Annotated in this window: 26 protein-coding genes and 2 pseudogenes; 14 read left to right on the top strand and 14 right to left on the bottom strand. The window is 55.3% G+C overall.

What is annotated here, in order from left to right:
• Nucleotides 1-126 precede the first annotated feature (126 nt).
• From RLW41_RS03995 to RLW41_RS04040, 10 genes and pseudogenes are all read right to left on the bottom strand, one after another.
• A pseudogene (locus tag RLW41_RS03995) lies at nucleotides 127-405 on the bottom strand (transposase); the annotation flags it as partial.
• Nucleotides 406-459: 54 nt separating this feature from the next.
• On the bottom strand, nucleotides 460-948 hold the full coding sequence (locus RLW41_RS04000; RefSeq protein ID WP_414463582.1) for a DUF6508 domain-containing protein: 489 nt from the start codon (nucleotides 946-948) through the stop codon (nucleotides 460-462).
• 131 nt (nucleotides 949-1,079) lie between these two features.
• Nucleotides 1,080-2,498: a phage terminase large subunit gene (gene terL, locus RLW41_RS04005; RefSeq protein ID WP_414463583.1), complete on the bottom strand. Its 1,419-nt coding sequence runs from the start codon at nucleotides 2,496-2,498 to the stop codon at nucleotides 1,080-1,082.
• Nucleotides 2,491-2,910, bottom strand: a complete 420-nt coding sequence (locus tag RLW41_RS04010) for a DUF5681 domain-containing protein (RefSeq protein ID WP_414463584.1) — start codon at nucleotides 2,908-2,910, stop codon at nucleotides 2,491-2,493. Before RLW41_RS04010 ends, terL begins: the two co-directional genes overlap by 8 nt.
• A complete protein-coding gene (locus RLW41_RS04015; RefSeq protein WP_414463585.1) occupies nucleotides 2,903-4,357 on the bottom strand; it encodes a DNA modification methylase in 1,455 nt (484 codons plus the stop codon). The genes RLW41_RS04010 and RLW41_RS04015 overlap by 8 nt, the downstream gene beginning before the upstream one ends.
• A 239-nt stretch (nucleotides 4,358-4,596) precedes the next feature.
• Nucleotides 4,597-5,127, bottom strand: coding sequence for a hypothetical protein (locus RLW41_RS04020; protein ID WP_414463586.1), 531 nt, complete (start codon nucleotides 5,125-5,127; stop codon nucleotides 4,597-4,599).
• A 362-nt stretch (nucleotides 5,128-5,489) separates the two neighbouring features.
• A protein-coding gene (locus tag RLW41_RS04025; protein WP_414463587.1) for an IS3 family transposase occupies nucleotides 5,490-6,643 on the bottom strand; the annotation gives its coding sequence in 2 pieces (ribosomal slippage) (nucleotides 5,490-6,391 and nucleotides 6,391-6,643; 1,155 coding nt in all).
• 280 nt (nucleotides 6,644-6,923) lie between these two features.
• The gene (locus RLW41_RS04030; RefSeq protein ID WP_414463588.1) at nucleotides 6,924-7,202 is read right to left on the bottom strand and encodes a hypothetical protein; all 279 of its coding nucleotides are present in this window, start codon (nucleotides 7,200-7,202) and stop codon (nucleotides 6,924-6,926) included.
• Nucleotides 7,203-7,248: 46 nt separating this feature from the next.
• The gene (locus RLW41_RS04035) at nucleotides 7,249-7,977 is read right to left on the bottom strand and encodes a hypothetical protein (protein WP_414463589.1); all 729 of its coding nucleotides are present in this window, start codon (nucleotides 7,975-7,977) and stop codon (nucleotides 7,249-7,251) included.
• A 54-nt stretch (nucleotides 7,978-8,031) separates the two neighbouring features.
• Nucleotides 8,032-8,640: a hypothetical protein gene (locus RLW41_RS04040; RefSeq protein ID WP_414463590.1), complete on the bottom strand. Its 609-nt coding sequence runs from the start codon at nucleotides 8,638-8,640 to the stop codon at nucleotides 8,032-8,034.
• A gap of 490 nt (nucleotides 8,641-9,130) precedes the next feature.
• Between RLW41_RS04040 and RLW41_RS04045 the strand changes: the two genes are divergently transcribed.
• The 9 genes from RLW41_RS04045 (at nucleotide 9,131) to RLW41_RS04085 (ending at nucleotide 19,730) form a co-directional block, all read left to right on the top strand.
• Nucleotides 9,131-9,835, top strand: coding sequence for a CerR family C-terminal domain-containing protein (locus RLW41_RS04045; protein ID WP_414463591.1), 705 nt, complete (start codon nucleotides 9,131-9,133; stop codon nucleotides 9,833-9,835).
• A gap of 271 nt (nucleotides 9,836-10,106) precedes the next feature.
• Nucleotides 10,107-10,778, top strand: a complete 672-nt coding sequence (locus RLW41_RS04050; protein WP_414463592.1) for a TetR/AcrR family transcriptional regulator — start codon at nucleotides 10,107-10,109, stop codon at nucleotides 10,776-10,778.
• A 124-nt stretch (nucleotides 10,779-10,902) separates the two neighbouring features.
• Nucleotides 10,903-11,163, top strand: a complete 261-nt coding sequence (locus RLW41_RS04055; protein ID WP_414463593.1) for a hypothetical protein — start codon at nucleotides 10,903-10,905, stop codon at nucleotides 11,161-11,163.
• Nucleotides 11,164-11,255: 92 nt separating this feature from the next.
• Nucleotides 11,256-12,353: an efflux RND transporter periplasmic adaptor subunit gene (locus RLW41_RS04060; RefSeq protein ID WP_414463594.1), complete on the top strand. Its 1,098-nt coding sequence runs from the start codon at nucleotides 11,256-11,258 to the stop codon at nucleotides 12,351-12,353.
• 3 nt (nucleotides 12,354-12,356) lie between these two features.
• The gene (locus tag RLW41_RS04065; protein ID WP_414463595.1) at nucleotides 12,357-15,494 is read left to right on the top strand and encodes an efflux RND transporter permease subunit; all 3,138 of its coding nucleotides are present in this window, start codon (nucleotides 12,357-12,359) and stop codon (nucleotides 15,492-15,494) included.
• Nucleotides 15,495-15,787: 293 nt separating this feature from the next.
• Nucleotides 15,788-16,543, top strand: coding sequence for a TetR/AcrR family transcriptional regulator (locus tag RLW41_RS04070; protein WP_414463596.1), 756 nt, complete (start codon nucleotides 15,788-15,790; stop codon nucleotides 16,541-16,543).
• 39 nt (nucleotides 16,544-16,582) lie between these two features.
• Entirely contained in the window at nucleotides 16,583-17,179 is a 597-nt protein-coding gene (locus RLW41_RS04075) for a hypothetical protein (RefSeq protein WP_414463597.1), read from the top strand.
• Nucleotides 17,180-17,374: 195 nt separating this feature from the next.
• Entirely contained in the window at nucleotides 17,375-19,015 is a 1,641-nt protein-coding gene (locus tag RLW41_RS04080) for a Na+/H+ antiporter (protein ID WP_414463598.1), read from the top strand.
• 586 nt (nucleotides 19,016-19,601) lie between these two features.
• Nucleotides 19,602-19,730, top strand: a complete 129-nt coding sequence (locus tag RLW41_RS04085) for a hypothetical protein (RefSeq protein WP_414463599.1) — start codon at nucleotides 19,602-19,604, stop codon at nucleotides 19,728-19,730.
• Between the two features lie 159 nt (nucleotides 19,731-19,889).
• Here the strand turns inward: RLW41_RS04085 and RLW41_RS04090 are convergent.
• Nucleotides 19,890-20,112: pseudogene (locus RLW41_RS04090) on the bottom strand (S-(hydroxymethyl)glutathione dehydrogenase); the annotation flags it as partial.
• A 650-nt stretch (nucleotides 20,113-20,762) separates the two neighbouring features.
• Here RLW41_RS04090 and RLW41_RS04095 point away from each other — a divergent pair.
• Nucleotides 20,763-21,350 (top strand): TetR family transcriptional regulator, encoded by a 588-nt coding sequence (locus RLW41_RS04095; RefSeq protein WP_414463600.1) that lies wholly within the window; start codon nucleotides 20,763-20,765, stop codon nucleotides 21,348-21,350.
• A 91-nt stretch (nucleotides 21,351-21,441) separates the two neighbouring features.
• Here RLW41_RS04095 and RLW41_RS04100 read toward each other — a convergent pair whose 3' ends face one another.
• Nucleotides 21,442-21,708: a winged helix-turn-helix transcriptional regulator gene (locus RLW41_RS04100; protein WP_414463601.1), complete on the bottom strand. Its 267-nt coding sequence runs from the start codon at nucleotides 21,706-21,708 to the stop codon at nucleotides 21,442-21,444.
• A gap of 156 nt (nucleotides 21,709-21,864) precedes the next feature.
• Here RLW41_RS04100 and RLW41_RS04105 point away from each other — a divergent pair, with 156 nt between their 5' ends.
• Nucleotides 21,865-22,722, top strand: coding sequence for an SDR family oxidoreductase (locus RLW41_RS04105; protein ID WP_414463602.1), 858 nt, complete (start codon nucleotides 21,865-21,867; stop codon nucleotides 22,720-22,722).
• Nucleotides 22,723-22,774: 52 nt separating this feature from the next.
• Nucleotides 22,775-22,900: a hypothetical protein gene (locus RLW41_RS04110; RefSeq protein ID WP_414463603.1), complete on the top strand. Its 126-nt coding sequence runs from the start codon at nucleotides 22,775-22,777 to the stop codon at nucleotides 22,898-22,900.
• Nucleotides 22,901-22,953: 53 nt separating this feature from the next.
• Here the strand turns inward: RLW41_RS04110 and RLW41_RS04115 are convergent, their stop codons facing one another.
• Nucleotides 22,954-23,430 carry a M24 family metallopeptidase gene (locus tag RLW41_RS04115; RefSeq protein WP_414463604.1) on the bottom strand — a complete coding sequence of 159 codons (477 nt, stop codon included), beginning with the start codon at nucleotides 23,428-23,430 and terminating at the stop codon, nucleotides 22,954-22,956.
• Nucleotides 23,431-23,584: 154 nt separating this feature from the next.
• The gene (locus tag RLW41_RS04120) at nucleotides 23,585-23,785 is read right to left on the bottom strand and encodes a hypothetical protein (protein WP_414463605.1); all 201 of its coding nucleotides are present in this window, start codon (nucleotides 23,783-23,785) and stop codon (nucleotides 23,585-23,587) included.
• Nucleotides 23,786-24,185: 400 nt separating this feature from the next.
• Here RLW41_RS04120 and RLW41_RS04125 point away from each other — a divergent pair, with 400 nt between their 5' ends.
• Both RLW41_RS04125 and RLW41_RS04130 read left to right on the top strand, forming a co-directional pair.
• The gene (locus RLW41_RS04125) at nucleotides 24,186-24,740 is read left to right on the top strand and encodes an HdeD family acid-resistance protein (protein WP_414463606.1); all 555 of its coding nucleotides are present in this window, start codon (nucleotides 24,186-24,188) and stop codon (nucleotides 24,738-24,740) included.
• Between the two features lie 246 nt (nucleotides 24,741-24,986).
• Nucleotides 24,987-25,784, top strand: a complete 798-nt coding sequence (locus tag RLW41_RS04130; protein WP_414463607.1) for a DUF1269 domain-containing protein — start codon at nucleotides 24,987-24,989, stop codon at nucleotides 25,782-25,784.
• The last annotated feature ends 213 nt before the right edge of the window (nucleotides 25,785-25,997 follow it).

Consider the following 25,997-nt stretch of genomic DNA (forward strand, 5'->3'; position numbering starts at 1 on the left):
CCGGATCAGCGCCATCGATATGCTCATTCTTATTTAGGGCGGATTAATTTGTGACGTATAATGACGATCTTACCGTCTTCATTGTGATCGTCTGGCAACATTAACGAGTGACAATCGGACCGAGGCCCGGAGCGTCTTGACCTCATCGGAGGTCGCCTCGCGGGCGGTATCGCCGACGAGCCGCTTCTTGCCGACTTCGAGGAACTCCTTGGACCATCGGTAATAGAGGTTCTGGGCAATACCCTCTTTGCGGCAGAGCTCGGCGATGCTGTCCTCGCCTCTCAGGCCTGCAAGGACGATGCGGATCTTCTCCTCGACCGAGAACTGCCGCCGGGTCGCCCGTCGGATGTCCCTGACGGTTCGCTCTGCGCTTTGCGGAGCCTGCTGCTTGCCGTTCTGTCTCATCGTGTCCCTTCCCAGGGTTACGATGAGCCGCAAACTCTCTCTTATGCAATCAGATCAATCCGACCGGCAGGTCCTGACGGGGGACAGTGAGCGGCGCCTCTCTTCTTCGATAATGGCTGCTGCCCGGTGCACAATGCCGAGGATCAAGCGAGACTTGAATGAGCCGAGCAACGCGCCTTCCGAAAAGCGATCCTGTCGGATCAAAGCAGTTATCAGGTACACGAGCTGCAATGGCTCCGCTCGCTCAAGTGTGGAGGGATCGCTGCACATCGCTTGAGCTTCGTCCGAATGAGCCCATGATACCCAGTCAAAGCCGCGTAACACCCATCCGCGATCATAAGCAGCGCTGACAAACGCATCTGCGACGTCGCCGAGAACCGCATAAGGCAGAATGATAGATCCCGCCTCCGTCTTCTGACTGGGACTGAAATCACCTGGCCCGAAATCAGGGCTTTCCAAATCCGGAAGATAGAGGGCCATCTCCTCCATGCACCGCAGAAGTTCGAAGCTGCTCGGAACGTCCTTAAGGTTCTTATCAGCCACCGGGGTCGAGCCTGTATCAATGAATCACAGCGGCCTGATTGACGTTACGGGTGCGCCCACTCCCGACATGAATGCGTACTTTTCTGCAGAAGTCGACGACTGTCTTCGACACAGTTAAACGAAGATGGCCTTCAGGTCAGGGACCGAAGTCGGCTACGAAAAAGCCCGAAATCCGTCGAGCCGAGAAATTGGACGGTCGAGTCTACCTGATCGTCGAATTTGCAGTGTGGGAATTGGAAGATCTCGGCCTCATAAGTTGCCAGCCACGGCGCTTCAACAGGTAGCCAGACGAGACCCTGTTCAAACTTTACTGTCTGCTCCTGCGCGCGCTCGACTTTACCTTTTTCGGGGTCGCGCGAGAGTAGCCACGGCTGGTTACCCGTCTTGTTGAAGTATTCGAGGAGACTTATACCGCTGGCCTTCTTCTCAACGATGACCAGCTTGGCGTTCCATTTCGCTTTCAGGACTTTGACCTGATTGACGAGGTCCACGAAGTTGGGGCGGTCGCGCCAGACGTCGAGCAAATAATACCCGTCGGGGCACTTCGCCCAGGTCGTGCAGACCGTGTAGGAGTTGGTCTCGTCGCCCTGATAGGCGGTATCCCAGGATTGAATCACCGCCTCGGCCTTTGCTGGACCCGGGGCCTTTTGATAGCGTTTTACCCAGGCATTCTTGAAGATATAGCCGCCTGGCGGCAGCGGGCACTGATTATATTGGGCTTCGAAATCATGTTCGCCCATGTCTTTTCTGAGCTGCTCAAGATCCTCCTTGTCGTGCCGGGACCGCTGAAGAACGTGCCCCGGACCGAGCCACACCTTCCACCCTCCGGCAACAACGTCATATATTTTCTTTTCCGAGTGGATCGCCGGCAGGATCAATTCTTCCCAGCCCCCTTTCGCGATGAGATGGCCCGGCAGATCCTCGGCGTGAAGTCTTTGTCCGACTACAATGATACTGCCCTTCTTCGGGTGATCAAAGCGGCTGTGAATCGTTGAGTTGAACCAGTGAATGCAGCTCTCTCGTGCCGTCGGCGAATGCGCTTCGCCAGCCTTGAGCAGGTCGTCAGCAATGAAGACGTGCGCACCGCGCCCAGTCACTGTGCCACCGACCGACGTCGCCAGCCGATATCCCCCCGCGGTCGTTCCAATCTCGGTCTTGTTTTGTTGCTTGGGATCCAGAATCGTCCCCGGAAACAGCCGACGATAAAAAGGAGACCGCATCAGCTTCAACGTGTCTCCGCTGAACTTCTCGGCGAGCGAAGCCGCATAGGATGCACAAACGATGCGTGTCTTTGGATTTTTGCCGAGCAACCAAGCTGTGTATGCGATCGAAATCAGATAGGTCTTTAGATAGCGTGGTGGAATGCAAACTAGAGCGCGCCGGACCTCGCCGTCATGAACCTTCTCGAGCAACCGGCAGATGATGCTGATGTGATGAGACAGCTCGAGCGTTCCTCCTTCCAGCACTGGAAAGGCACGAATAGCGAAGGAACGGAACTCGCGACGACACAAATCATCCACTATTTTTCGCAGCTCGAGTGGGTCAGCCATCGGCTTCATCTGCTTTCTTGAACACGTGAAATTTTTCGCGCAGCTCAATCCATGCCTCGAGGGTCGTGTAGTCTGCGACGGACTCTTCAGGCGATGGTGGCGCGGCCTCCGGCGGGTCATACCTTTCGTCGAGCTCTTTCTGGATCTGAAAAGCCTTTAGGTTGCCTGCAGCGGCTTGCTGGGCGACCTGATGGTAGCCCAGCTCTTTCTTCGACATGGTCTTCGGTTTACCGTCCATAGTGACGGTGACTTTTTCTCCGAATGCCTCCTGGTAGAGTGTCTTCTGGTTCTTCGAGCCTTTGGGTCGGCCTTTCGGGTTCGGTGATGGACCGCCCTTCTTCCACCAGCTCTCGGGATCGGTCTTGCCTTTCCCCCACTTCGAGGACTTCGGAGACTTCTCCTTCTCACTCATGGCTGCCCTGCCCTTCGTCAGCACGCTGTTCGACGAGTTCTGCGAAGGTCAAACCCGTCTCGACGTGCACGGCGCGATCGCCGGTCACTCGTTCCCAGCGCCGGATCGCACGATCGACATACTTGGGATCGAGTTCGATGCAGCGGGCCTCGCGATCACAGCGCTCGCTGGCAATGATCGTCGTGCCCGACCCGGAAAATGGGTCGAGCACCACGTCGCCGACATTGGTCACGTCGAGGATCGCATCAATGACAAGTTCCACAGGCTTCGGGGTTGGATGGTCAGCGAGTGCCTGGGCAGCCGACGATCCCCGCCGGTTAGCACCCGGATAGGTCCAGACGTTGGTACGATCTCGACCGAAAGCGCCTAACGCCACATTATTTATCGCCGGCGACTTTCCGTTGCAGAACACGCCGATGAGCTCGTGGCACGATCTGTAGAGCCCGCCCATGCCGCCCGACCCCTTGTTCCAGACGGCGACATTGATGCGATCCAGGCCGGCCTCGCGCCCGCCATCGAGTAGGAGTTCGATCTGACGCCAGTCCATGCAGGCAAAGAGGACGGCGCCCGGTAACAATGATGCCCGACAAAGGCTGAGATACGTTCTTAGGAACTGCCGAAACTCGGCCTCGCTCTCCTTCCCCGCAAACATGACGAAGTCTTCGTGCTTGTGCTTGCCGAGACCTCCGACGAAACCTTCAATTTTGCAGTTGTAAGGCGGATCGGAGAAGGCCGCGTGAGCCGCGCTCCCGCTGAGCACACGCTTGTATGATACTTCATCAAGAGCATCACCGCAGAGGAGCTGATGGCGGCCAAGACGGAATAGGTCTCCAGCCCTGCTCGTCGGAACAACGACGGTATTGTCCGCGTCTTCGTCAACCCCGGAATTGAGTTCCGTCGGACGAGGCTCGAGCTTGATCTGATCGATCTCGGGCAAGGTGAAACCAGTTGAGATGAGCTCGATCCCGTGGGACTCGATTGTGATCATCCGGTCGCGCAGCTTATCGAGGTTGTATTTGCCAATCTCGCCGATGCGGTTGAGCGCGAGACTGAGGGCCTCCAGCTCAACCGGGTTGAGATGATCAACCACGCGGCATTCGATTTTCTCAAGGCCAAGCCGGATCGCCGCTTCCCAAAGGACGTGCCCCGCAACGATGGTGCACTGTTTGTCGATCAGGATCGGCAGCACCATGCCGAACTTCTTGATGGATCGGATCGCACTTTCGAGATGCTGTGGCGTGGTCTCTCGCGTTCGGTTCGGTGACGGGTGAAGTGCGTTGATCGGCTTTATGACAGTGGCAAGCCCTGGCTGCAGATCATTGCGGCCGTGGCCATGGAGGGCAGCGGCGATCCGCGTCTCATCCTGGTTGTTTGAGCGGCGCTTCTTGGTCGCGCCCTGAAGCTGCTTTTTCAGAGCACGAGAATTGATCGTATCTTTTGCCGACATGCTTAACGCTCAGACGCGCCCCGAAATGAGATGGCTGACTGCCCTGATATCTCGATTGATGACCGATCAGAGGGCACTTTAAGTTCACACCCTCGATGAGCTAAGTGCTATGCTCGATGGCGCGAGAGCCGAGGGTGTCACGTCCTGTGTCGCTGATCAGCACGCGCCAACAGGCGCGTCAATCGCTCGTGCACTTTAATTGCACGACTGGACCGCCGATGTCAAGCGCGGCGCGAGGCCTATCGTCTTCTGAGTTTCATCAGCGCCTTAGTTAGGGCTTGCTCCTTCTCGGAAAGGCCCCCGCCTGTAGCTTTGGCGCCATGAGCCTCAAGGACGTCCCGGAACACCTCATATTGCTCCGGCGTTAGATGAAGGAGCACGGCATGCACCTTGGTACCCGCATCGGCCCCGTCATTGTTCATAAGACGGGCAAGAGCGTAGGTCGAATTTTCCTCGGCGAGTTTCAGGAGCCGCTCGCAGTTACGGGCATTAATACGTGGCGAGACGAGCCGCAGCTTGGTCCAGCCGATCTGGTTCAAGCGACGGCGGTCCACCTGGAGCTTCGCAAAGGCCCGATCGATCTCGACATAATAATATGCCTTGCGCCTGGCGATGCCGAGTTGCTTCGCGATCGTAAGAAACTCGTCTGGTCTGTCATCGAACACCTGTCGCAGGTGGTGCGCGACGTCCATTAAGTCATCGCTCTTCAATTTCTCAACGTTCTCGAGCTTGCGCACGCGTTCTTGCTCCGAGACCAACGTGCTCTTCACCTACGTCCTCCACCGAAGTCCGTGAAGGACATGAACCGAAAGCCGTCGTGAGTTCAACCCGTGACGGCACGCCCCCAAACTAAGACGCCCTCAACGTCCTCGAACATAGCTTGGCCCGTCCTCAAGCGACGCCGGACCGTAACCGTGATCCCCGTGCTGGCATCCGTGCTCGACCACCCAGGATTCCGTGTTTTGGATTCATCGGCAAATCCGCAAAAGCCCTATTGTATCTGCAGTTTGAAGCGATCAACCGCGCCCAATCCGTGTATTTTTGCGCATTATCCGTGTTTTTCCGGGGTGAACACGGAAAACCCAACCGGAGACTAGTTCGCCGTAGACTGCCACCACAGCCAGCGATTAAGTCATTGAAATAGCTGCATATTATTCGATTTCCGCAGGCGGAATTTTGTCGCCAAATCCGGCACTTGTTGACTACCATTTTGGGCTCTCGTCCAGCTGGCCTCGTCTCTGCCGATCGAGCTGTGGGGCCGAATTTCGTTATAATCTCGTCGCCATATATCACACTTTCGCTGGGCGTCCGAGACATTCATGAACCAGTGTACGTTCAGGCACTCAGCTCGGAACTTGCCGTTCAGGCTCTCGATGAAGGCATTGTCCGTCGGTTTCCCGGGCCGCGAGAAGTCGAGGATTACACCGCGCTGGTAAGCCCAGAGATCGAGATCCTTGGAGACGAACTCCGAGCCTTGGTCGACTCGAATGGTCTTCGGATAGCCGACGTCCCGACAGACACGCTCGAGCGTTGCAACCACATCGGCACCTTTATAGGTCCGGCGAACTTCGATGGCCGGTACAAAGCGCGAGTGCGTGTCTATGACCGTCAGGATGCGCAAGCGATCGCCATCGTAGGTTTGATCATGCACGAAATCCATCGCCCACACATCGTTGGGATGAGATGCCGCCCGGCGGTCTTCGCGCAATTTTGCTCTGACCCGCCGCTTCGGCGTTTTATTGCGCAATTGCAGGCCCATTTCACGATAAAGCCGATACACACGCTTGGCGTTCACACCCCAGCCTTCACGCCGCAGAAGCACGTGGATGCGGCGATAGCCATAGCGCACGCGCGTCTCGGAGATCTCTTTGATGCGCTTTTTAAGTCCGGCCTGCCCGGCACGGCGGTGGCGGTAATGATAGGTCGAGCGGCGGGCCCTCAGAACCGAGCACGCACGCCGAATGCTCACTTTCCATTCGGCTCGAACATCATCAACCAGCTCCCGCTTGCGAGCAGGCCTTAGAGCTTTCTGCGGATGACGTCCTGCAGCATGGCACGATCAAGGCTCAGATCGGCGACCAGCTTCTTCAGCTTGGCGTTCTCTTCGTCGAGCTGCTTCAGACGCTTCATCTCCGACGGCATCAAGCCGCCATACCGCTGACGCCATCGATAAAAAGTCTGCTGGGAGATTCCAGCTTTCCGGCACACCTCCGCAACCGCTGTCCCTTCGTCAGCTTGCCTCAGAATGAAGGCGATCTGGCTATCGGTAAACTTCGAGCGTTTCATCGTCTCTCCTCGTCCGGCCAGCAAGGCCGCTAAACGAGAATTTTCTCAGATTCGATGGTCCAGTTTGCGGGAGGCAGGTCAGACGGCCGGGTTCTAACTTAGACCGTGGCATCGTGACGAGGGGCAGGCCAACAAGATAAAGCGCATATGTTGCCAATCCGGCAGCGACAATGAATGTCGCCACTGCAAGCCCCCCGGCACTTGTCGGCGAAGAAGTGGGATCCGCCCATACAGTTTTGCGGAACTTAATGTTGACATCAAAAGCCTAAAAATCGGGGTTTTACCATTGGAATCGCCTATCGAGAATGACGCCAAAAGCAAGACCAACGCCAAAAGCCCCGATTGCCGTCAATCGAGGATATTTTTCTATCTCTTTTGGAAGCTCATCGAGCGCGTCATTTATCAGCTTAATAAGACTTTCGATTTCTTGTTGGTCTCGGTTTTCGACGGATGCTGTAGGTGCTTGAGGAACCTCACTTGGCAACTCGCGCGACGAAGTCGATCGTGCAGTCGCGTTGATTTCGGCTCTCAGCAATGCGATTTTGTTCTCGAGACTCATTAGATTCTACCTTTGAATTCGATCGTCAAACGTCATGCCGCCTTTTTTATTTCAACGCGTCCTCAATGGATTGCCGAATAGAACCGTATGTATCAGCGATGACTTTCTGGGCGTCAGCATAACCTTTCTGGGCTTTCTTCCATGACTCGCGCGAAGCATCCTTCAGACGATCAGCCCTAGCTCTCTCTTCGTCCACCTTGGATTTTAGGGCGGCGATTTGCGCGTCAATTTGAGCACGCTTTTCTTGGGCGACTTTCTCGCTTTGCTTACGCAAATCCTCAATCCATTTTTCCCAGGCTTTTTGTCGAGCTTCGATGTCGGCCTCGAGGACAGCCTTGCGTGTTTCAAGATCTGCTTTTCTTGTTTCCAAATAGTCGTTCGTGGCCGACTGGAACGCATCCCAGTGTTCATCGAGCGACTTACGTGCAGTATCCACCTGAGCGTCTGTCCAAGTTTTCGCGTCCTCGACTGCCTCCTGGGCCTGCTTCCGGTAGGCATCGCGCTTGTCACGGAGAGACTGCAGGGCGGCGTCGGCTTTTGCCTTTGCGTCCCCCTGAAGTTTGGCTGCGTGCTGCTCTAGAACGGCAATTGAGGCGTCGGCCTCTGAGAGCCTGTCTTTTGACCATCGAATGGCTTGCCTCGCCAGCGAGAGCTTTTCCTCGGATGCTTGCTGAGTGCGCTGCGCATCAGTTGCATCCGCAAAGGCTGTAGGTGCTGTAAGGACCATAGCTTGTGCAGCCACAACGATTCCAATAGCGGACGTGCGAATTTTCATTTCATCTTTTCCAGTTCCGATGGCCTGCGAAGACCGGCGTTTTGTGGCCTACATTCAGAATAACTTTGAAAACGCATCCCTGATTTTCTGGATCGCTCGATCTTGGGCGAGTTTGGCTTCAGCGACACCACTCTTCACGGCGTTCCAAGACTCGTCGCCAGCGCCCTTAACCGCACCGATTTTAGATTGGAATTTGTCGGCCTCCTGCGTAAGGCGCTGAATCGCAATCTCCAGCTCTCCGGTCGCCTTCTCAACGATGGCCGAAGCTTGAGCGCGCAGAGATTGTAGCGTTGCTTCCCACGCTTGATGCTGGGCTGCAGCGCGCGCGACCAGAACGCCCTGCACAGCAGACGCCTGAGACTTGACGGCGGTCAAATAGTCTTGGATCGACGCTTCAATCTCAACCCATTCTGCATCAAGAACGCCTTGCACCTTCTTCGCATCAAGCTTCAGTCCGTCCGGCTCGGCGCGCAAATCATCGAGTGTTTTTTCCAATTTTGCCCGAGATGCCTGCAATTTCGCAATTGCGCTATCAGCGCTCTTGCGAAAATCGCCTTTCATGCTCTCAGCAGATTTCTCAATCTCGGATACAACCGAGTCAAGTTCATCGAGGCGTTGTTTTGCCCATGCGATGGCATCGTGCGTTGCCGCTTGGCTAGCCATAAGATCACATCCTTCTATTATCAGCCAACATTATACTCTGCTTGAATACGCTCTGATCTTTGACACGCTTCAGAAGGGCAATGACGGACCGGAAACAGAACCTCATCTCTTCACGTTCAATCACCAGACCGCCGACATATAATTCAATCGAATGAATTATTCAAGACGTGCGAATAATCGCTTTGACACGTGCCCGTTCACGGGAACACCTCACCCTTAAAAACAAATAAAACTAATGATGGAAGCGCAGGGACCCGCCATGCTCTTCTGGGCGTGGTTATGCTTCTCGTCTCGGCTCGCAGCCTAAAGCGCCCTGAAGCAGACGCTGAGCAAAGGGGGATTTCCTGGAGTTCCGTTCCATGCGATACGCCCTTGCCTAAACTTGGTCTTTCCAATTTCGGCCAGCGAGAAGCGCTTGAGGTCTCGAACGCGACTTTGATTATTCGCTCGAATGAAATAATGCTAAGCTAACTTCGAGGTTTCGAAAGAGATGTCCCCGTCTGGCAAGACAAGCACCGCTTCTTACTCACCTCCGAGCGGTCAAGATGTTCGCAGCGCAAAGACGCGGGCGAAATTAATCGAAGCTGCCATCGATGAGTTTGGTGCTGTAGGGTATGAAGCTGCGAGCACTCGCACGCTCACGCAGCGGGCAAACGTAAATCTTGCTGCAATTCCCTATCACTTCGGGGGAAAACGCGAACTCTACTTGGCGGCTGCACGTCAGATAGCAGACTACGCACAATGCCGACTCGAGGAAGCAAGCAATCTGCTTATCGAGCTCGACAGCGAGGACCCTTTGACGCGTGTGGAGAGCGCTTTTCTCCATCTTCTGCATATCATACTGGACGACAAGGAACCGCGATCTTGGACATCATTTCTCGCACGCTGCACGTTCGAGAACGATGACGCATTCGCGATGATTTACGACGATGCCCTTGAGCCATTTCAACAAAATGTATCTGAAGTGGCCAAAAATATTTCCCCTCGCACTATGGATCCGAACGCCGTCCGGTTGCGGGTGAGCACAATCATTACAACGATCATTTCCTTCAGATTACTGCGAGGATTTGTACTTCGGGCGATGGGCCAGAAGCAGATTCGCCACAAGGATGCTCAGCAAATTGAGGCGATTATCAAAGACCTTATCCGCAGCAATTTTCTGCCCCCAAGAGCTGCGGTTCGAAGTAGACACTAGTGGCTTCCCCCCTCTGTCACTCGATGAAATCGAGCGATGATCAAGAATTAGTGTCTGCACGAGGCTATTCCAGGAATATGCCCTTCTGGTCAAGTGACCGTCAAAATCTTCCGACTGCCCTCGGTGTCACTCGACGCTGGTTGCCTCAGGACTGGTAGCGCAGATCTTTCTGGATGGCTTCCCGCGGCGTCGCGACATTTCTGCGCGTGCGCCAATTCTGGACTTTACAGTCCAATCTTATGTGGTATCTCGTCGGTTGGAGGGCTTCGCCATGGCACCGATGAAACTAAGTGAGCACTTGAGCAAACGCGACGCGATCATACGCGCCGGCTCCGAGTTGTTCCTCTCTCACGGCTATGATGGTGCGAGCATGGAAGTGATCGCAGAGGAAGCCGGCGTTTCTCGGCAGACCATCTACAATCAGTTTGAGAGTAAGGAGGCGTTGTTTCGCGCCATCATCGATTGTCTCGTAGACGAGTTCATGGCCCCCCTGGCCAAGGCCAGTCGGGGTACGAATGTTCGTGAGACGTTATTTGCTTTCGCGAAGCATACCCTTGGGCTGTTGGTTCGACCGAAATTTGTGGGTTTGTACCGATTGGCGCTCACCGAAACCAACCGCTTCCCGGACTTCGGGCCCACCATCTACGAAGCGGGCGCGCTGCGAGCGCAGAAAACGGTGGCGGAATACCTTCGCGAACAAGTCCAAAGCGGCACCTTGGAATTGGCAGACCCGTTCGCTGCGGCCGGACAGTTTATTGCCCTCACTGTGCGAGATACCGAATTGAAAGCGCTTTTTGGCGTCGAATCTAGGCTATCGACCCATGAGATCCAAGGGCGCGCGAAGGCGGGAGTCGATTTTTTTCTGAAAGTGTATGGACGAAGCGAACTGACCCTGTCGCACAAAATTCCGAAGACAAACCGGAGATCGGTGCGGCAGGCTTGAGCCGCTTTAGGCAGGGGCACGGATGCGTCCGAATATTGTTCCACATCCCGCATATATCGTCGTGCTTCCAGCCTTGGTCGGCGCTGGTTGTTCGGCAGCGCTTCCGCGGGACATCGTCCCGGAGGTGCTCATCCAAAGCTTCAGATTTCGCGGTATCGGCGACCAACTGAAAGCGATGAGCGTCGGTGTGAATCGGCTTAGACAGCTTCTCGGCTTCTTCCCGCATCATATCGACGCCACGAGAACGAGCACGTCGATAGTTGCAGATGTTCTGCGCCGTCAGAAAGATCAATTCATTGAACTCGCAGACATCGAAGCACGATTGGGTCAGCAAAAAGCGTCGCTGGGAAAAAATCGCCTAACACGCATGAACTCTCAGTTGTGATCTGCACTTAAGGACAAGAAATGCTGCACTATACGAAAAATTTCAGGTGTGTGATTGCAGTTACGATCACCTTTTTCCTCGCGTCGCCGGCCATGGCACAAATGCCAGGTCCCCCTCCCGTCGTTGGTTATACGATCGCTAAGAAGCAGCCGGTGAAGCAGGTTCAGGAATTCATCGGCCGCGTTGAAGCCGTCAATAAGGTGAATGTGATTGCCCGCGTCTCGGCGGAACTTGAAAAAGCTCCGTTCAAGGAGGGAACGGAAGTCAAGAAAGGGGACATTCTCTACGAACTCGAAAAGCCCCCTTATGAAGCCGCAGTAGAAAGCGCAAAAGCATCGGTCGATCAATTCCACGCACTGCTTCGCAATGCAACCTTGACGACGGAGCGGTATCAAAAACTGCTTTCCGGCCCCGCAGGCCAGCAATCGAGCGTGGATAGCGCCCTTGCGCAACAGCAGGCTTATGAAGCCCAGATGCTTGGTGCCCAAGCACAGCAAAAAACCGCGGAAATCAATCTCGGCTACACCACGATCACGTCTCCCATCGACGGCAAAGTCGGGCGAATCGCCGTGACGGTGGGCAACATTGTTGGTCCCAACTCCGGAACGTTGACGACAATCGTCAGCCAGGACCCCATGTACATCACCTTCCCCGTGCCATCGCCGACTTTATTGGAGCTCGGAAAGATGTATGGTCCGAAAGGCGGCTTTGATGCCGTCATCCTTCGTGTGCGCCTTCCTGACGGCACTCTTTATGCGGAGAAGGGCAAGCTCGATTACGTAGATCCCACAGTCGCCGCGAATACCGATACCGTCATTGTTCGCGGCACGATTCCCAATCCCCTGCAAAAAGTGAGCAAGGCAGGAGAGGTAACGGTCCGCCCGTTGATAGACGGAGAGTTTGTCACCGCGCTGGTCGAAGGCGTCGAGCCTATCGTTTCCCTCGCAATTCCGCGCTCCGCTGTGCTCTCGGATCAGCAGGGCGATTATGTCTACGTCGTCAATAATGATGACGTCGTAACGCAGCGCCGGATTCAACTCGGGCAATCGACAGCAGCCGTCGCCATGGTGTCGACCGGCCTGAGCGAGGGCGAGAAAATTGTCACCGAAGGCATCCAACGCGTTCGTCCTAATATAAAAGTTGCGCCCCAGCCAGCCGGGCCCGACCCCACCAAAGCAAACGGTCAATAACCAATGTTTTCTGCGATCTTCGTCGACCGGCCCCGATTGGCTATTGTCATTGCAATCGTCATCACCATCGCTGGCGCTCTTGCGATCACACGCATTCCGGTCGAGCAATTTCCAAATCTTGTGCCGCCACAGGTTCAGGTGACGACGACCTATCCTGGCGCCTCCGCAAGCGTGGTCGAATCGTCGGTGGCTCAGCCGCTCGAGTCGCAGATCGTCGGCGTCGACAAGATGCTTTACATGAAATCAAACAGCGGCAACGACGGAAGTTATAATCTGACCGTATCGTTTGCGCTCGGCACCGATCCCGACATCGATACCGTCAACGTAAACAATCGCGTCCAGGCTGCCTTGTCCCGTCTGCCGCCTGAAGTCCAGAAGCAAGGCCTTCTCACGCAGAAGCGCTCGTCAGCCATGTTGCAGGTCATCTTTCTCTATTCCGAGACTGGCAAGCAGGATCCGCTATTCATCACAAATTACGCGACGATCAATGTTCTTGATCGCTTGTCGCGCACGGAAGGGGTGGGGCAGGCGCTTCTTTTCAGCGCGCAGAATTATTCGATGCGGATCTGGTTTGATACGCAGCGCCTAACGAATCTCGGAATGCAACCGTCCGACATTGTGCAGGCTATCGAAGCTCAGAACGTGCAGGCTCCCGTTGGTCGTATCGGTGCGCAACCGGCGGCGGGCGATCAACAGTTTCAGATGAACGTCCAGACTGAAGGCCGTCTAACGACGTCTGAACAGTTCGGCGATATCGTTGTCCGCGCGAATCCGGATGGATCGGTTTTGCGCGTCCGAGATGTCGCCCGCATCGAGCTTGGAGCGCAAAACCTCGATGTGAACAGCCGGCTCAATGGAAAGCCCGCCGTCGCTATCGCAATTTATCTCGCACCCGGCGCCAATGCCGTTCAAACGTCGGCCCGCATCAACGCCGCGCTCGATGAGATGTCCAAGAGATATCCCGAAGGGCTGAAGTCTCGGGTTGTCTATGACACCTCCACGTTCGTCAGCGACACCATTCACGAGGTCATTCAAACACTTGTCGAAGCCTTCGTGCTCGTGATCGTTGTCGTCTTCTTGTTCCTCGGCAGTCTCCGCGCGACCATCATTCCGGCAATTGCCGTCCCGGTAAGCTTGATCGGCGCTTTCGCGGTCATGCTCGCGCTTGGCTATTCAGCCAATACCGTCTCACTTTTGGCCATGGTGCTAGCCATCGGTATCGTCGTCGACGACGCCATCGTAGTGGTCGAGAACGTCGAGCGCGTCATGGAGGAGGAGCCGGAACTTTCGCCCGCAGATGCCACAAAGAAGGCGATGTCCCAGATCACAGCCCCCGTCATCGCCATCACGCTGGTCCTGCTATCGGTATTTGTTCCCATAGCGTTCATTCCAGGGCTTACGGGTGAACTGTTCCGGCAATTCGCGGTCACGATTTCCGCAGCGATGATTATCTCGGCGCTCAACGCGTTGACACTATCACCCGCACTTTGCGCCGTCTTCCTGCGGCACAGCGTTAAGCGTGGTCCGATGGCTTATGTATTGCGTGGCATCGATCATGTGCGCGATGGCTACGCCGCAATTGTCCGCCGGCTCGTGCGCGTCTCAATTCTCAGCCTTGTTGCAGTCGCCGCAGCTGCGGCCGCCATCTTCTACCTAGGCAGAGTCACGCCAACAGGCTTTGTCCCGGAAGAAGATCAAGGCGCCTTCTTCATTGTCATCCAATTACCGGACGGCGCATCCCTTAACCGGACCACAGATGTCGTCGCCCAAACCGAAGCAATCTTGAAACAATATCCTCAAGTGCAGGATAGCATCTCGATCGTTGGGTATTCCCTTCTCGACAGCGGCGCACAACCGAATGCAGCCTTTCTGATCGCGCGCCTTAAGCCATTCGAAGACCGCAAGGCGCCGCAAGACTCGGCTCAAGCGCTGATTGGCCAGGTAACAGCGGCGGCGCAACGGATCAGCACCGCTCAAATTTTCGCGTTCAACGTACCTCCGATTATCGGTCTGTCGACGAGCGGCGGCTTTGAATATCAGCTGGAAAACCTCGAAGGCGCCGATCCCGCAACGATGGGCAGCGTTATGCAAGGGTTGATCGCTGCTGCGAACCAGGATCCGAGCTTGCAGCGCGTTTTCTCGACCTTCACCGCCTCCAATCCCTCGATCTATCTGAATATCGATCGCGATAAGGCGCAGGCATTGGGGCTCGCAGTCAGCGATATCTTCTCCGCATTGCAATCGACACTCGGCGGAACCTACATCAACGACTTCAATCTTTTCGGTCGCGTGTGGCAGGTCAATCTTGAAGGGGAAACAACCGATCGCAACAACATAAACGCGATCTGGAAAATTTACGTACGTAATAAGAGCGGTGAAATGGTTCCACTTCGCTCAGTTGCCACCTTATCGACTATACTCGGACCTCAGACCATCAGCCGTTACAATAATTATCGCTCGACAACCATCAATGGCTCACCCGCCCCCGGCGTCTCTTCGGGAAGCGCATTGCAAGCCATGTCTGAGGTATCGGCGAAAACTTTACCGCCGTCGTACAGCTTTGAATGGACCGGCACAGCCTATCAAGAACACGAAGCTCAAGGACAGACCGGCATCGTGCTCGGGCTTGCCGTTCTCTTTGCTTTCCTCTTCCTCGTCGCCCTGTACGAAAGCTGGATGATTCCAGTGCCGGTTCTGCTGTCCGTTTCCGTCGGTGTCCTCTGCGCCTTCCTCGGAATTTTGACGGCAAAGCTGTCGCTCGACGTCTACGCGCAGATCGGTTTGGTCGTCTTGATCGCGCTCGCAGCAAAGAACGGCATTCTTATCGTCGAATTTGCCAAGGAACGCCGGGAACATGGCGATTCGATCCAAGATGCCGCCATCCTCGGCGCTCAAATGCGTTTTCGCGCTGTGATGATGACGTCGATTGCTTTTATTCTCGGTCTCTACCCGCTCATTGTTGCAACGGGCGCGGCGATGATCAGCCGACGCGACGTTGGAACACCGGTTTTTGCAGGTATGCTCGGAGCCAGTATCATCGGCATCTTCCTGATCCCGATGCTCTATGTGTTCTTCCAGTCGATCCGCGAACGTATCAAACAGGGCAGAAGCGCTGAGCCGGAACACAAAGCGGAATTGTAAAAACTTCGATCACCAACGGACTTTCTATCGCGATCTCGGATAAGAAGATTTGCGTCAAGGAGGCTCAGCGCTCCACTTCGTGAGAAAACATTGGGTTTCATAGTACATCCGCTACGATCGATTGCCGTTCGAGCACGTTCTTCCCCATGCGACGCAGCGTTCCAACATCATGCGCGGAGCTAAATTCCAGCGCCCGCGTAGAACGCGTTGACCCGCTTTAACAACAGTGTTCCCCGGATAAATCGGCGTCGCCGTCGGCTCTTTCTGAGCCCCTCAATTTAGGGAGCGCAGCAATGAAAATAAAACGGTACTGTACCGTTTTATTTTGCATTAAAAAAACTGCGACTGGAAAATCAGCGATGATCAGAACCAGAAAAATTGCCGTTCCCAAAGCCAAGTCCGGACGGCCCAGAAACGACGATATCGAACGGCGCCAGGCTCTCGTCCTCGACGTGGCGGGAGAGATGTTTCTACGGCTGGGCTTCGACGCCACCACGATGGATGCGGTCGCGGAGATTGCTCGGACGTCCAAACGAACGCTCTACGCACATTATCCCGATAAGGGTGCGCTGTTTAATGCCGTGCTTCGCAGACTTATCAACCGGTGGCTCGTTCCAATTGATCAGGCAAAGTCCAGGAGCAGCAACCTTGAGACGACCCTTCGTGCTCTCGCTCACTACTTGGCAACATTCGCCGTTACGCCACAACACGTCAGCGTCAATCGAATCATAATTTCTGAGTCAAAGCGACGTCCCGAATTCGGTGCGCTCGCGGACGAAGCGGCCAGAAAACCTGCCATAGCAGCTATAGTCGCCATACTCAGAAAACATCGCAAAAAACTTGACATCAACGACCTCGAATTGGCTGCAGAGCAATTCATGAGTCTCGCCATAGATAGCTGCCTACGGCGCGCCTATTCCGGAAGTCCGCCCAGTCCGGACGATATCGAACAATGGGTCTCGGCCTCGGTACGACTTTTTCTGCACGGCGTCTCAAAACGCTTCGCCTCGCATGCAGCTAATGACGACAGATCGGAAGAAACGACTTAGGCGCCGCCTCGACCGCCAACCTCAAAGCGAGGGACAAGAATGTGGGATTTTATTCAGTCAAGCCGAACGGTTTCGGCTAAGCGATTCTCAAAGAAGACCGATTGGCTCAGGCTCATCGTATTGAGTTTCATGATCAGCCTCTACTGTCTGATCGGCTTTTTGCTGATCTGTTATCAAGCGACATCATCCAATTTGGCAATCGGGATGACGGCCGCCTTCACGGGTATAACGACGATTGTCATGACTTCTAAGATCGCTAGGCCCGATATCTATCTCGATTGGATGTTAAATGGCGCCTTCGTCGCAGTTGCAGGCCTCATTCTCGTGAATGACAAGATCAATGATCTGCAATTCGCCGCAAGCGGCGCGCTTTTGCTGCTATCTGCCTTAACACGCGTCTGGATTGGCATAACGGCCTATCCGCGGCGGGCAGCTCAGTGGATCGGAGATTCTGGATATTTGGGAACCGTTGGTGCCCTCTGGGCCGGCTGTGCTCTGATTTTTGATTGGAAGCCAAGCCTCCCGACCGTCCTGGAAATTGATATCTTTGTCGAAGGCCTATGCATCGCGGCATTCGGCATCGCTCTTCATCGATCAGATTCGAACCGTTCGGAAGTTCAGCGGCTTTCTTGCTAACTGAGCGCGATGATTTCCAATCCACGATCAAACGCCATACCTGCTTCCTCGGAGAAATTCCGGTTAAGCGCATATGCGCGCGAGTACACAGGACGAGTTCGCACCGATGCTCGCCAACCAAAGTTTTAGGTTGCGCGAAAACAATGCTGAATTTCGGTTCGTCGGCCTTGAAAGCCATAAAAAGGAGAAAGCCGTTTGGACGCTATCGTTATTATGCTTTTGATATTGCTTGCCGTAGTCATCAGCGGATGGCTCGCGCGACTGTCTCCAATTCCGTTGCCGCTCCCAATTGTTCAGATCGCGCTCGGTGCAGGCATTGCCTCTGTGGCGTCTCAAGGAATCGAGCTAAAGCCGGAGGTATTTTTTCTCCTCTTCTTGCCGCCGCTTCTCTTCATCGATGGATGGAGAATTCCCAAAGACGGCCTCTTTCGCGACAAGGAGACAATTTTGGGACTAGCTCTCGGACTTGTCGTCTTCACGGTATTAGGTTTGGGATTTTTTGTTCATTGGATGATCCCGGCTGTGCCACTCTCAGTTGCCTTTGCACTTGCGGCAATTCTTTCTCCAACCGATCCTATTGCCGTATCGGCAATCGCCGAACGTGTACCGATACCTAATCGGCTTATGCATATCCTGGAGGGAGAAGCGCTCCTAAACGATGCATCGGGTCTGGTTTGCATGCGCTTCGCGGTCGCGGCGGCCATGACCGGGGCATTTTCGCTGGCAGAAGCCTCGCTCACATTCCTCTGGCTCGCCTTTGCGGGAATATTGGTTGGTGTTACCTTCACTTGGTGCGCTATTATCGGAAAGAATTTACTTTCTCGCCGTCTGGGAGAAGAGCCTGAGTCGCAGATACTGATCGCCCTCCTCATCCCGTTTGGCGCCTATCTTCTCGCTGATCATTTACAAGGCTCGGGTATTCTCGCGGCTGTCGCTGCGGGCATAACAATGAGCTACGCAGAACAAACTGGACAGGCGCTCGCCGTCACCCGTGTTCGGCGCACAGCGGTTCTTTCGACGATAGAGTTTGCGGCAAACGGAGTGATATTTGTCGGGCTCGGAGAACAGCTCCCAAAGCTCGTGGACGGAGCGGCGAAAGTTGTTCGCGACACAGGTCACCCAAATCCCATTTGGCTTGCCATCTACGTTATAGCGATAAACGTGGCACTCGCGGTGTTACGTTTGATATGGGTTTGGGTCTCTCTGCGCTTCACACTCTTTCGCGCGGCGCGGAGTGGACAGTATGTGGAAAGGCCGAGTTGGAGGCTCGTTGCCGCAACCTCCGTCGCTGGTGTGCGAGGCGCAGTTACGCTCGCGGGTATCTTGACGCTTCCCTTCGTAATGAACGACGGCTCGCCATTTCCAGCACGAGATCTTGCAATCTTTCTCGCTGCCGGCGTTATTATCGTTTCGCTTCTCGCCGCCACAGTCGGTCTGCCATTTCTCCTATCTGGTCTAAAGCTTCCACCGGAACCTTCACATCTTCAAGAAGAAGATGATGCACGTGTCGCTTCCGCAGAAGCTGCTATTAAAGCGATTGATCGACTTCTCCGCGAGAAAGAAGGAAGCCGAGACGATGCAGACCTCTACGCAGATGTAAGCGCGCGCATTATGGAACTGTATAGAGAGCGAATTGATGGAAGATCAAAAACTGGGAAAGAGGCAGCTATAGCTAAGAAAGCCAGCCGCATCGAGCGAGAATTGCGTCTTGCAGCTATCAAGGCTGAACGCGAAGAAATCTATCGCTTGGGTCGTTCGAATCAAATCTCACAGGAACTGGTTCGACGTCTTGTACGCGAAACTGATTTACTCGAGGTCCGGTTTGCACTCCCTTGAATTGAAAAAAATTTATACGAGCGCATGGCTATCTGGCTTTGATAATTGCCCATTTTCAAGCAAGATCCCAACTCCACGCAGCCGCATTGGCGCGGCCAGACCTTGACCTAGCGAAGATTTGGCCGAAACCCCATTCAAATTTAACACGAATCCGGTCTTTCCGAGCAAGCGTGGCCAGCTCAGAGGACACAATTCCTGCTACACGTGAGCACGGCCTAATCTTTCCGCAAGACGCGCCGTTCAATCCGAGGAGCGAGTAAACATCGCGAATTTCCAAGCTCTGCAAGAAAAGCGGATCAATCTCGCCGCCCGGCCCAACGCGATTCGCGAGGAACTTGCGGGAATTCTCGCGCAGGAAGGCGGTGCCTGGACCATCCGGGCGCAGTTGTGCCGCGACCTAGAGGCCAATCCTATTGAGGATGCGTCCGTGGTCTGGCCAGAGAGCGGCAGCCCATTTTTCCCAGTGGCAACACTGACAGTTCCACCGCAAGCGAGCTGGACCGCAGCACGATCCGCCAACTTGGACGATGGGGTTCTTTTCTCCCCTTGGCACGGAATTGAGGCGCATCGTCCGCTGGGAAATGTTATGCGCGCACGCCGATCAGCCTACCGGTTTTCCGCCAACTACCGCAGCGAGCTGAACGGCTGTCCGTTTCACGAACTCAATTCGATGATTGATCTCGACACCGTTCCGGCAAATACGGGTCCGCTGTAAACGTTGAACTGCAGTTTGAGAAAGAATCTACGCTCGCCAAGCCCATCCTCTTCTCCCAAATGAAAGCCATCATACTTAGTCCGACTGGCCATGCCGATGATCTCAGACTACCACCAGCCACGATACCCGCATGATAAGAACGCCACCGATGCACTCGATCGCGAGGTCGATACCGCCGAGACCGAACATGGTACTTGAGTTGCCTATCTGAACGCTGTCGATGTTATGAACTGCGCCGATGCCGGTGGCTGCGTCGCGGCCCAGCAGACAACACGTGCTGATGGTTAGCCTACGGATTGATCTTCCTTGGCGAGTCTTCCGTGACCACCGCGTATTCGCTAAACCTCGAGCGGCCCGTATAGCGATAAAGAGGCTGACCATGTGGAAGAAGCATGTTGAGGAAGAAACCGTTCTCGGCATCGCCAGATAGGGGTGGGGTGAGCCGACCTCTGTGCCGCAAGCACGTTGTCAGCGGCGCTCTGCATGCCAGCCGCGGTTTTCAGTAGTGCTTCTGCCCTATTGAGCGTCAGTTTGGCGTTCTCCAACTGCGCTTGGGCTTGGGCTTGGGCTTGGGCTTGGGCCTGAGCCACTGCGCCACGACTGGCTTTCACCGCCACGTCGAATGGCGCATGCTTGAGACGAAAGAGGAGATCGCCTTTCTTGACTTCCGCCCCCTCAACGAAAAGACGCTCATCTAGAAAGTCCATTACACGAGCTGAAAGATTGACATGGTCGACAGCTTGGACGCGGCCGCTGATTTCTGTGGTCTCGGTGATCGCGGATCATTACCGCCTTTACAACGCCTACGGCTGGCGGTGGCCCTTGGTCCGCTTGCGCAAGTGCCGGAGAGGGAAAGAAAAAGGCTGCGCCAAGCAGCGTTGCTTTGCGAAGGAAGGAAATCATACGTGGACCATGCACTGGACGCTAAAAACGGTTAGCCTAATATACATACAGTATGTTTGTGAATAGCTAGGAATGTGGGGAAGGATGCGACGAACAAAGGAACAAGCGAAAGAGACGCGGAGAACCATTTTGAAGGCCGCAGAAACGCTCTTTCTCGATAAGGGCTATGAGAATGTATCGCTCGACGAAATTGCGGCTGCCGCCGGCGTCACGCGCGGTGCTGTCCATTGGCATTTCCGCAACAAGCAGGGCGTCGTCTTTGCCATCCGGGACGACATGCGCCTTCCCATGCAGGAGCTTGCCGACCAGCTCGCGAAGGACACCAAGGTTGATCCTCTCAACGCTCTCGGCAGAGTCATAAGTGCAACGTTCAAACGACTTCAGGCGGACCCGCGTCAGCGGCGGCTGCTTAAAGTCCTCCTACAGCTCGATAGCACCGACGACACCGATGCCCCAAACGATGGCGATGTGTTTCAACAGCGCTTACGTGCTTCGCTTGTCACCGTTTTTGAAGCCGTCGGACGCAACGGTAAAATGCCCGCCCATTGGACTCCCACATCAGCTGCCATTGCGTTTCAGGCTGTGATCAGTGGGCTTGTCAATGAATGGGCTCGTGGCAAAACCGATTTCGAGCTCATTCCCGACGCCGCAGCCATCGTAAGGTCCGTTCTCGATTCTTGGGCGATACTGACGAAGAACGCCTCGCGCAGGAAATAGACCGAACCTTGGAGGACAGCTGTCAAGCTCGGGGCATTGAGCAGTTCTTCGGCACTTTCGTGCCATTCCCTAATTGCAAGGCAGGCAGCAATCACGCATCAACAACGTGAGCGCCGAGTCGGGTCAGGCTATATTCGACGTGCGGCGGCACGACGGGATGCGAGACGCGACGCACGAATCCATCTGCCTCGAGCCATTGCAACGTCTGCGCCAGCATCCGCTCGCTCACACTGCTGATTTTGTGCTTGAGCTCGCTAAAGCGATGCGTGCCCGCCGAGAGCGCGACGAGGATCAGCACGCCCCAGCAGCTGGTGAGATGAATCAGGACTTTGCGCGAAGGGCAGTCGGCGGCGAGCACCTCGCCCCGCCTAACTCTGTCTGAAAAGCATCCGCTTTCCTGGAGGTCCGGATCAGTCTGCCTCTCCATCCATACTTACCTTCGTGTGCGTACTTATCGAAAACAACAGTGCTCCCTAAATAGGTGACATCTCAACCGGCGACAAAGAGAAATATCATGTACGCAGTTACCGGAGCGACTGGCCATCTTGGCCGCCTTGTAATCGCTGCACTGCTAAGAACTGTTCAAGCGGCGGAGATCGCAGCCCTCGTGCGTGACCCTGAGAAGGCATCCGATCTTGTGGCACGAGGCATCGAGGTTCGGGAGGCTGACTACAGCCGGCCCGAGACCCTTGGCCCAGTGCTCTCAGGTGTCGACAAGTTGCTGCTAATTTCGAGCAATGCGGTTGGACGGCGCGTACCGCAACACAAGGCAGTCATCGATGCGGCGAAGGGGGCCGGCGTCAAGCTCATCGCTTACACGAGCCTCCTTCACGCCGATACCTCGCTGCTCGGTCTCGCCGAGGAGCATCGCCAGACCGAGGGGCTTTTAAAGGCGAGCGGCGTTCCTTACGTACTGTTGCGAAACGGCTGGTATACTGAAAACTACACCGCCTCCATCCCAGCTGCGCTCCAGTACGGCGCCGTCCTCGGCAGCGCCGGAAACGGTCGCATCGCCTCGGCAGGCCGGGGCGACTATGGGGATGCGGCCGCCGCTGTCTTGACCGCTGGCGAAGACCAGGATGGTCGCACTTACGAGCTAGCGGGCGATGAGGCTTATACGCTTGCCGAATTTGCCGCCGAACTCTCGCACCAGACAGGAAAGAGCATCCTTTTTCAAAATCTGGCTGAAACCGAATACAAAGCAGTGCTGCTCAACGCCGGCCTGCCCGAGCCGATCGCTGCGATGCTGGCGCAATCGGACGTAGCCGCCAGCAAGGGGGCACTTTTTGACCAGAGCCACCAACTCAGCAAGCTCATCGGACGGCGGACCACCTCTTTGCGCGAGACAATTCGTGCGGCGTTGAGGGGGTGATAATCGGGAGACGTCGTTTGGTGTCGGTCATGTCTGCACTGTCAGGAAAGGAATGGCCGCTCCGATCTCTGCTGAAGCGGCCTCTGCTGAAGCCGCCCCGAGCGGAGCATGCTCGCGTGAACTCTCCGTTGAGGTGAAGATCGAATACTTCAAGGGCATCGCACGCTGGTCTGGTTGACGGGCGCCGCTCTTGGCAATGCCCTGAACCTCACTTCGTGTTCGGTCTCCTCACTATCGTTCGGCGGCAGAAAGGGTGAAAATTTCGCAACCGGTTGCCGTAATGCCTATTGAGTGTTCGAACTGCGCCGATAAGCTATGATCACAGGTGACGATAGTCCAGCCGTCCTTCAAGACTTTCACTGCCTGACTCCCGGCGTTAAGCATGGGCTCGATGGTAAAAAACATGCCGGGTCGCAACTGCGGACCACTGCCCGATTGGCCCACATGCAGAACTTCGGGCGCGTCGTGGAATACGCGTCCGAGCCATGGCCGCAGAAGTCGCGCACAATGCCGTAGCCATAGGGCCCGACGAACCGCTCGATGGCGTGACCTATGTCCCCCCAGATGGTTACCAGGGCGCGCCTGTTCGATGCCTCGCATCAGTGCCTCATAGGTCACCTCGACAAGACAGCGAGCCTTCAGGCTCACCGCGCCGACGAGGTACATGCGACTCGCATCACCGTGCCAGCCGTCGAGCAGAGGTGTCACGTCGATATTGACGATATCGCCTTCTTTGAGCGTCCATTCGGATGGATGCCGTGGCAGACGACATGATTAATCGAGATGCAACAACTGTGACCAAATCCGCGGTAGCCGAGCGACGCAGCACGTGCACGTGCACCTGCTTCTGCGCATATCTGAACTAGCACATCTGAACTACCAGAGCGTCGAGTGTATCGGTCTGTGCTCCCGGCACGACGTAGGGGACGAGCCGGTCCAGAATGTCGGCGGCCAGCCGTCCCGCCCGGCGCATGCCTTCGAAGGCCTCAGGCCCATGCAGCTTGATGCTCCTGCTATCGCCTACCGACGCCGACGACGCGTCGATGTAGCTCGCTTCCCTCATTGGTCGCCCGCCTGCTTATTGCCGTCGATCCGCGGCGTCATGCGCGTACCGCGACGTAGCTTAAAATACATGTTGCCTAATATACATACATACAGTATGTTTGTATGCACGAAATTGGAAAGGTATTCAGCCTGAGCATTCCGAAATGACGACGAAGTTATGCACGTGGGAGATTTTGCCCATGCGCACCAATCTCGTCGGCGGTTGCATTCCAACCCGCCAGTAACGGGCTGGTCAATGAATAGCGCTCCGCAAAACGATTTCGAGCTGATCACCCTCCGTTCGCCGTCAAGTGATGCGGGTCAATATGCCGGAACTGTTTTTGTGAATGAGTTCGTTGGTCATTTGACCAGTGGCGTGCATTCCAGAGCAAACCAAATGCGCAGATAGGATCGCAGGGATGAGTGACGTTCAAGTTCTTGTTGTGCAGATCCCGCCCGATCTTGTTCAATATTGGGGCTGGTTCCTGGCATTCGGGATTGCATTGGTGGCGCTCGGTATGGCCGCAGTCATTCGGTCCATGGCGGCCACAGTCGCGTCGATGGTGTTCTTCGGATGGTTGCTTGTAATTGCGTCCGGTATCGAAATTGCGCAGGCCATCATGATTGGGCATTGGGCAGGTGTCTTTCACCACCTGCTTGCCGCCATTCTCTTCGGGGTAACAGGTCTGCTGATAGTTGCGAGGCCGTTGGCCAGCGCCGAGGTTGTGACGATGTTTATGGCGATGTTCTTCATTGTTGGTGGACTGTTTCACCTGATCAGTTCCATCGTTCTAGCGCTCCCGGGCTGGGGTTGGCAGGCAATGGATGGAATAATCTCGTTCGCTCTCGGGCTACTCGTTCTCGCTCAATGGCCCGCCTCAGGACTTTGGGTGATCGGCCTATTTATTGGAATTGATTTGATCTTCTACGGATGGGCCTGGGTCGCTCTGGCGCTCGGTTTGCGCACGAGTTGAAAAAGCAATGAGCAGACGAATGCATCCCTGGTCGAGAGATCGCACAGATCAGTATCCTGACAACCTGGACGCAATGGCCGTCTTCGTATTTGTCTCTTGTGATAGCAAGGTTAACTGACTTCACAGGGATCCCGGCCCACGATCTCATCCGATAAATCGGTTGCATCCTTCATTTGCAAACATACGGCATGTATGTAATATATGTGAAGGCCCGTCCTGGCCGTTGCGGCTTTGGAGACAACAGCAATGAGCAAATTCGTAGCGATTATCTTTTCCGATGAAGCAAAAGCGTATGAAGGCACACGCGCACTCAAGGAACTGCATAGGGACGGCGACATCGTCGTCTATAGCGAGGCCGTCATTGCCAAAGATGACAAAGGTCTCATCGTGGTCAAAGAGGCAGCTTCCGGCGGTCCATTAGGGACGGCGATTGGTGCATTGACTGGAAGTTTGATCGGTCTCCTCGCCGGACCGCTCGGTGTTGCTGCAGGACTGGCTGCTGGGGCATTCGCCGGCAGCTTCAAAGACGTCTACGACATGGGAGTTTCTGCTGACTTCGTCGAGCGGGTGGCCGGAGAATTGACGCCCGGCAAGACGGCGATCGTCGCTGAGATCGGGGAAGACTGGGTGACCCCTCTCGACACGCGGATTTCAGCACTTGGGGGTGTAGTTATCCGTACATTCCGCAACGATGTCGAGGACGAGCAAATAGAGCGCGAAATCTCCGCTACTAAAGCCGAACTCGCCAATCTTCACAGCGCGTACAAAAAAGCGACGGACCAAGCTAAAAAAGATCTTGAGGGCCGTATCACCGAGGTCGAACAACGGCTCGAGGACGCGCTGCAGCGCGCTAAGGCGAAGGCGACCGCGCTGCACGACGAAGCCGAAGCCAAAGTTGCGGCCTTGCAGGAGCAGGCGAAAGCTGCGGCGGCGAAAACGAAGGACACCATCGTACAAAGGATCTCCGAAGTTCGCGAGGACTACAAGCGCAGGTCAAGCAAGCTCGCACAGGCGTGGAACATTACGAAAAGCGCCCTCAGCTGATAAAACGTGTCCAGCCACCGATGATTTGATCCTGATGATCTGGCCCTTGTTTTGTGGGCTTTAGTGTCCGCGGTGACAAAGCCTTCTTTGTCCTGCGGCACCGGTCGTGATGTAGAGAGGCCTATCGATCATCATGCTACTACCACGACGGCATCGCTGCTCTCATAACGGGTGACGGCGCTGCCTACGTAACTCACTCTCAACTGCGGCTTA

Origin of the sequence: Hyphomicrobium sp. DY-1, assembly GCF_047497105.1 — a bacterium.
Taxonomy (GTDB): Bacteria; Pseudomonadota; Alphaproteobacteria; order Rhizobiales; family Hyphomicrobiaceae; genus Hyphomicrobium_B.

Excerpts from the sequence above, each read along its gene's own strand:
- terL (WP_414463583.1), bottom strand. The coding sequence starts at position 2,498 with ATGGCTGACCCACTCGAGCTGCGAAAAATAGTGGATGATTTGTGTCGT.
- RLW41_RS04010 (WP_414463584.1), bottom strand. The coding sequence starts at position 2,910 with ATGAGTGAGAAGGAGAAGTCTCCGAAGTCCTCGAAGTGGGGGAAAGGC.
- RLW41_RS04015 (WP_414463585.1), bottom strand. The coding sequence starts at position 4,357 with ATGTCGGCAAAAGATACGATCAATTCTCGTGCTCTGAAAAAGCAGCTT.
- RLW41_RS04030 (WP_414463588.1), bottom strand. The coding sequence starts at position 7,202 with ATGAGTCTCGAGAACAAAATCGCATTGCTGAGAGCCGAAATCAACGCG.
- RLW41_RS04035 (WP_414463589.1), bottom strand. The coding sequence starts at position 7,977 with ATGAAAATTCGCACGTCCGCTATTGGAATCGTTGTGGCTGCACAAGCT.
- RLW41_RS04040 (WP_414463590.1), bottom strand. The coding sequence starts at position 8,640 with ATGGCTAGCCAAGCGGCAACGCACGATGCCATCGCATGGGCAAAACAA.
- RLW41_RS04045 (WP_414463591.1), top strand. The coding sequence starts at position 9,131 with ATGTCCCCGTCTGGCAAGACAAGCACCGCTTCTTACTCACCTCCGAGC.
- RLW41_RS04050 (WP_414463592.1), top strand. The coding sequence starts at position 10,107 with ATGGCACCGATGAAACTAAGTGAGCACTTGAGCAAACGCGACGCGATC.
- RLW41_RS04060 (WP_414463594.1), top strand. The coding sequence starts at position 11,256 with ATGGCACAAATGCCAGGTCCCCCTCCCGTCGTTGGTTATACGATCGCT.
- RLW41_RS04065 (WP_414463595.1), top strand. The coding sequence starts at position 12,357 with ATGTTTTCTGCGATCTTCGTCGACCGGCCCCGATTGGCTATTGTCATT.
- RLW41_RS04070 (WP_414463596.1), top strand. The coding sequence starts at position 15,788 with ATGAAAATAAAACGGTACTGTACCGTTTTATTTTGCATTAAAAAAACT.
- RLW41_RS04075 (WP_414463597.1), top strand. The coding sequence starts at position 16,583 with ATGTGGGATTTTATTCAGTCAAGCCGAACGGTTTCGGCTAAGCGATTC.
- RLW41_RS04085 (WP_414463599.1), top strand. The coding sequence starts at position 19,602 with ATGCGCGCACGCCGATCAGCCTACCGGTTTTCCGCCAACTACCGCAGC.
- RLW41_RS04105 (WP_414463602.1), top strand. The coding sequence starts at position 21,865 with ATGTACGCAGTTACCGGAGCGACTGGCCATCTTGGCCGCCTTGTAATC.
- RLW41_RS04110 (WP_414463603.1), top strand. The coding sequence starts at position 22,775 with ATGGCCGCTCCGATCTCTGCTGAAGCGGCCTCTGCTGAAGCCGCCCCG.
- RLW41_RS04120 (WP_414463605.1), bottom strand. The coding sequence starts at position 23,785 with ATGAGGGAAGCGAGCTACATCGACGCGTCGTCGGCGTCGGTAGGCGAT.
- RLW41_RS04125 (WP_414463606.1), top strand. The coding sequence starts at position 24,186 with ATGAGTGACGTTCAAGTTCTTGTTGTGCAGATCCCGCCCGATCTTGTT.
- RLW41_RS04130 (WP_414463607.1), top strand. The coding sequence starts at position 24,987 with ATGAGCAAATTCGTAGCGATTATCTTTTCCGATGAAGCAAAAGCGTAT.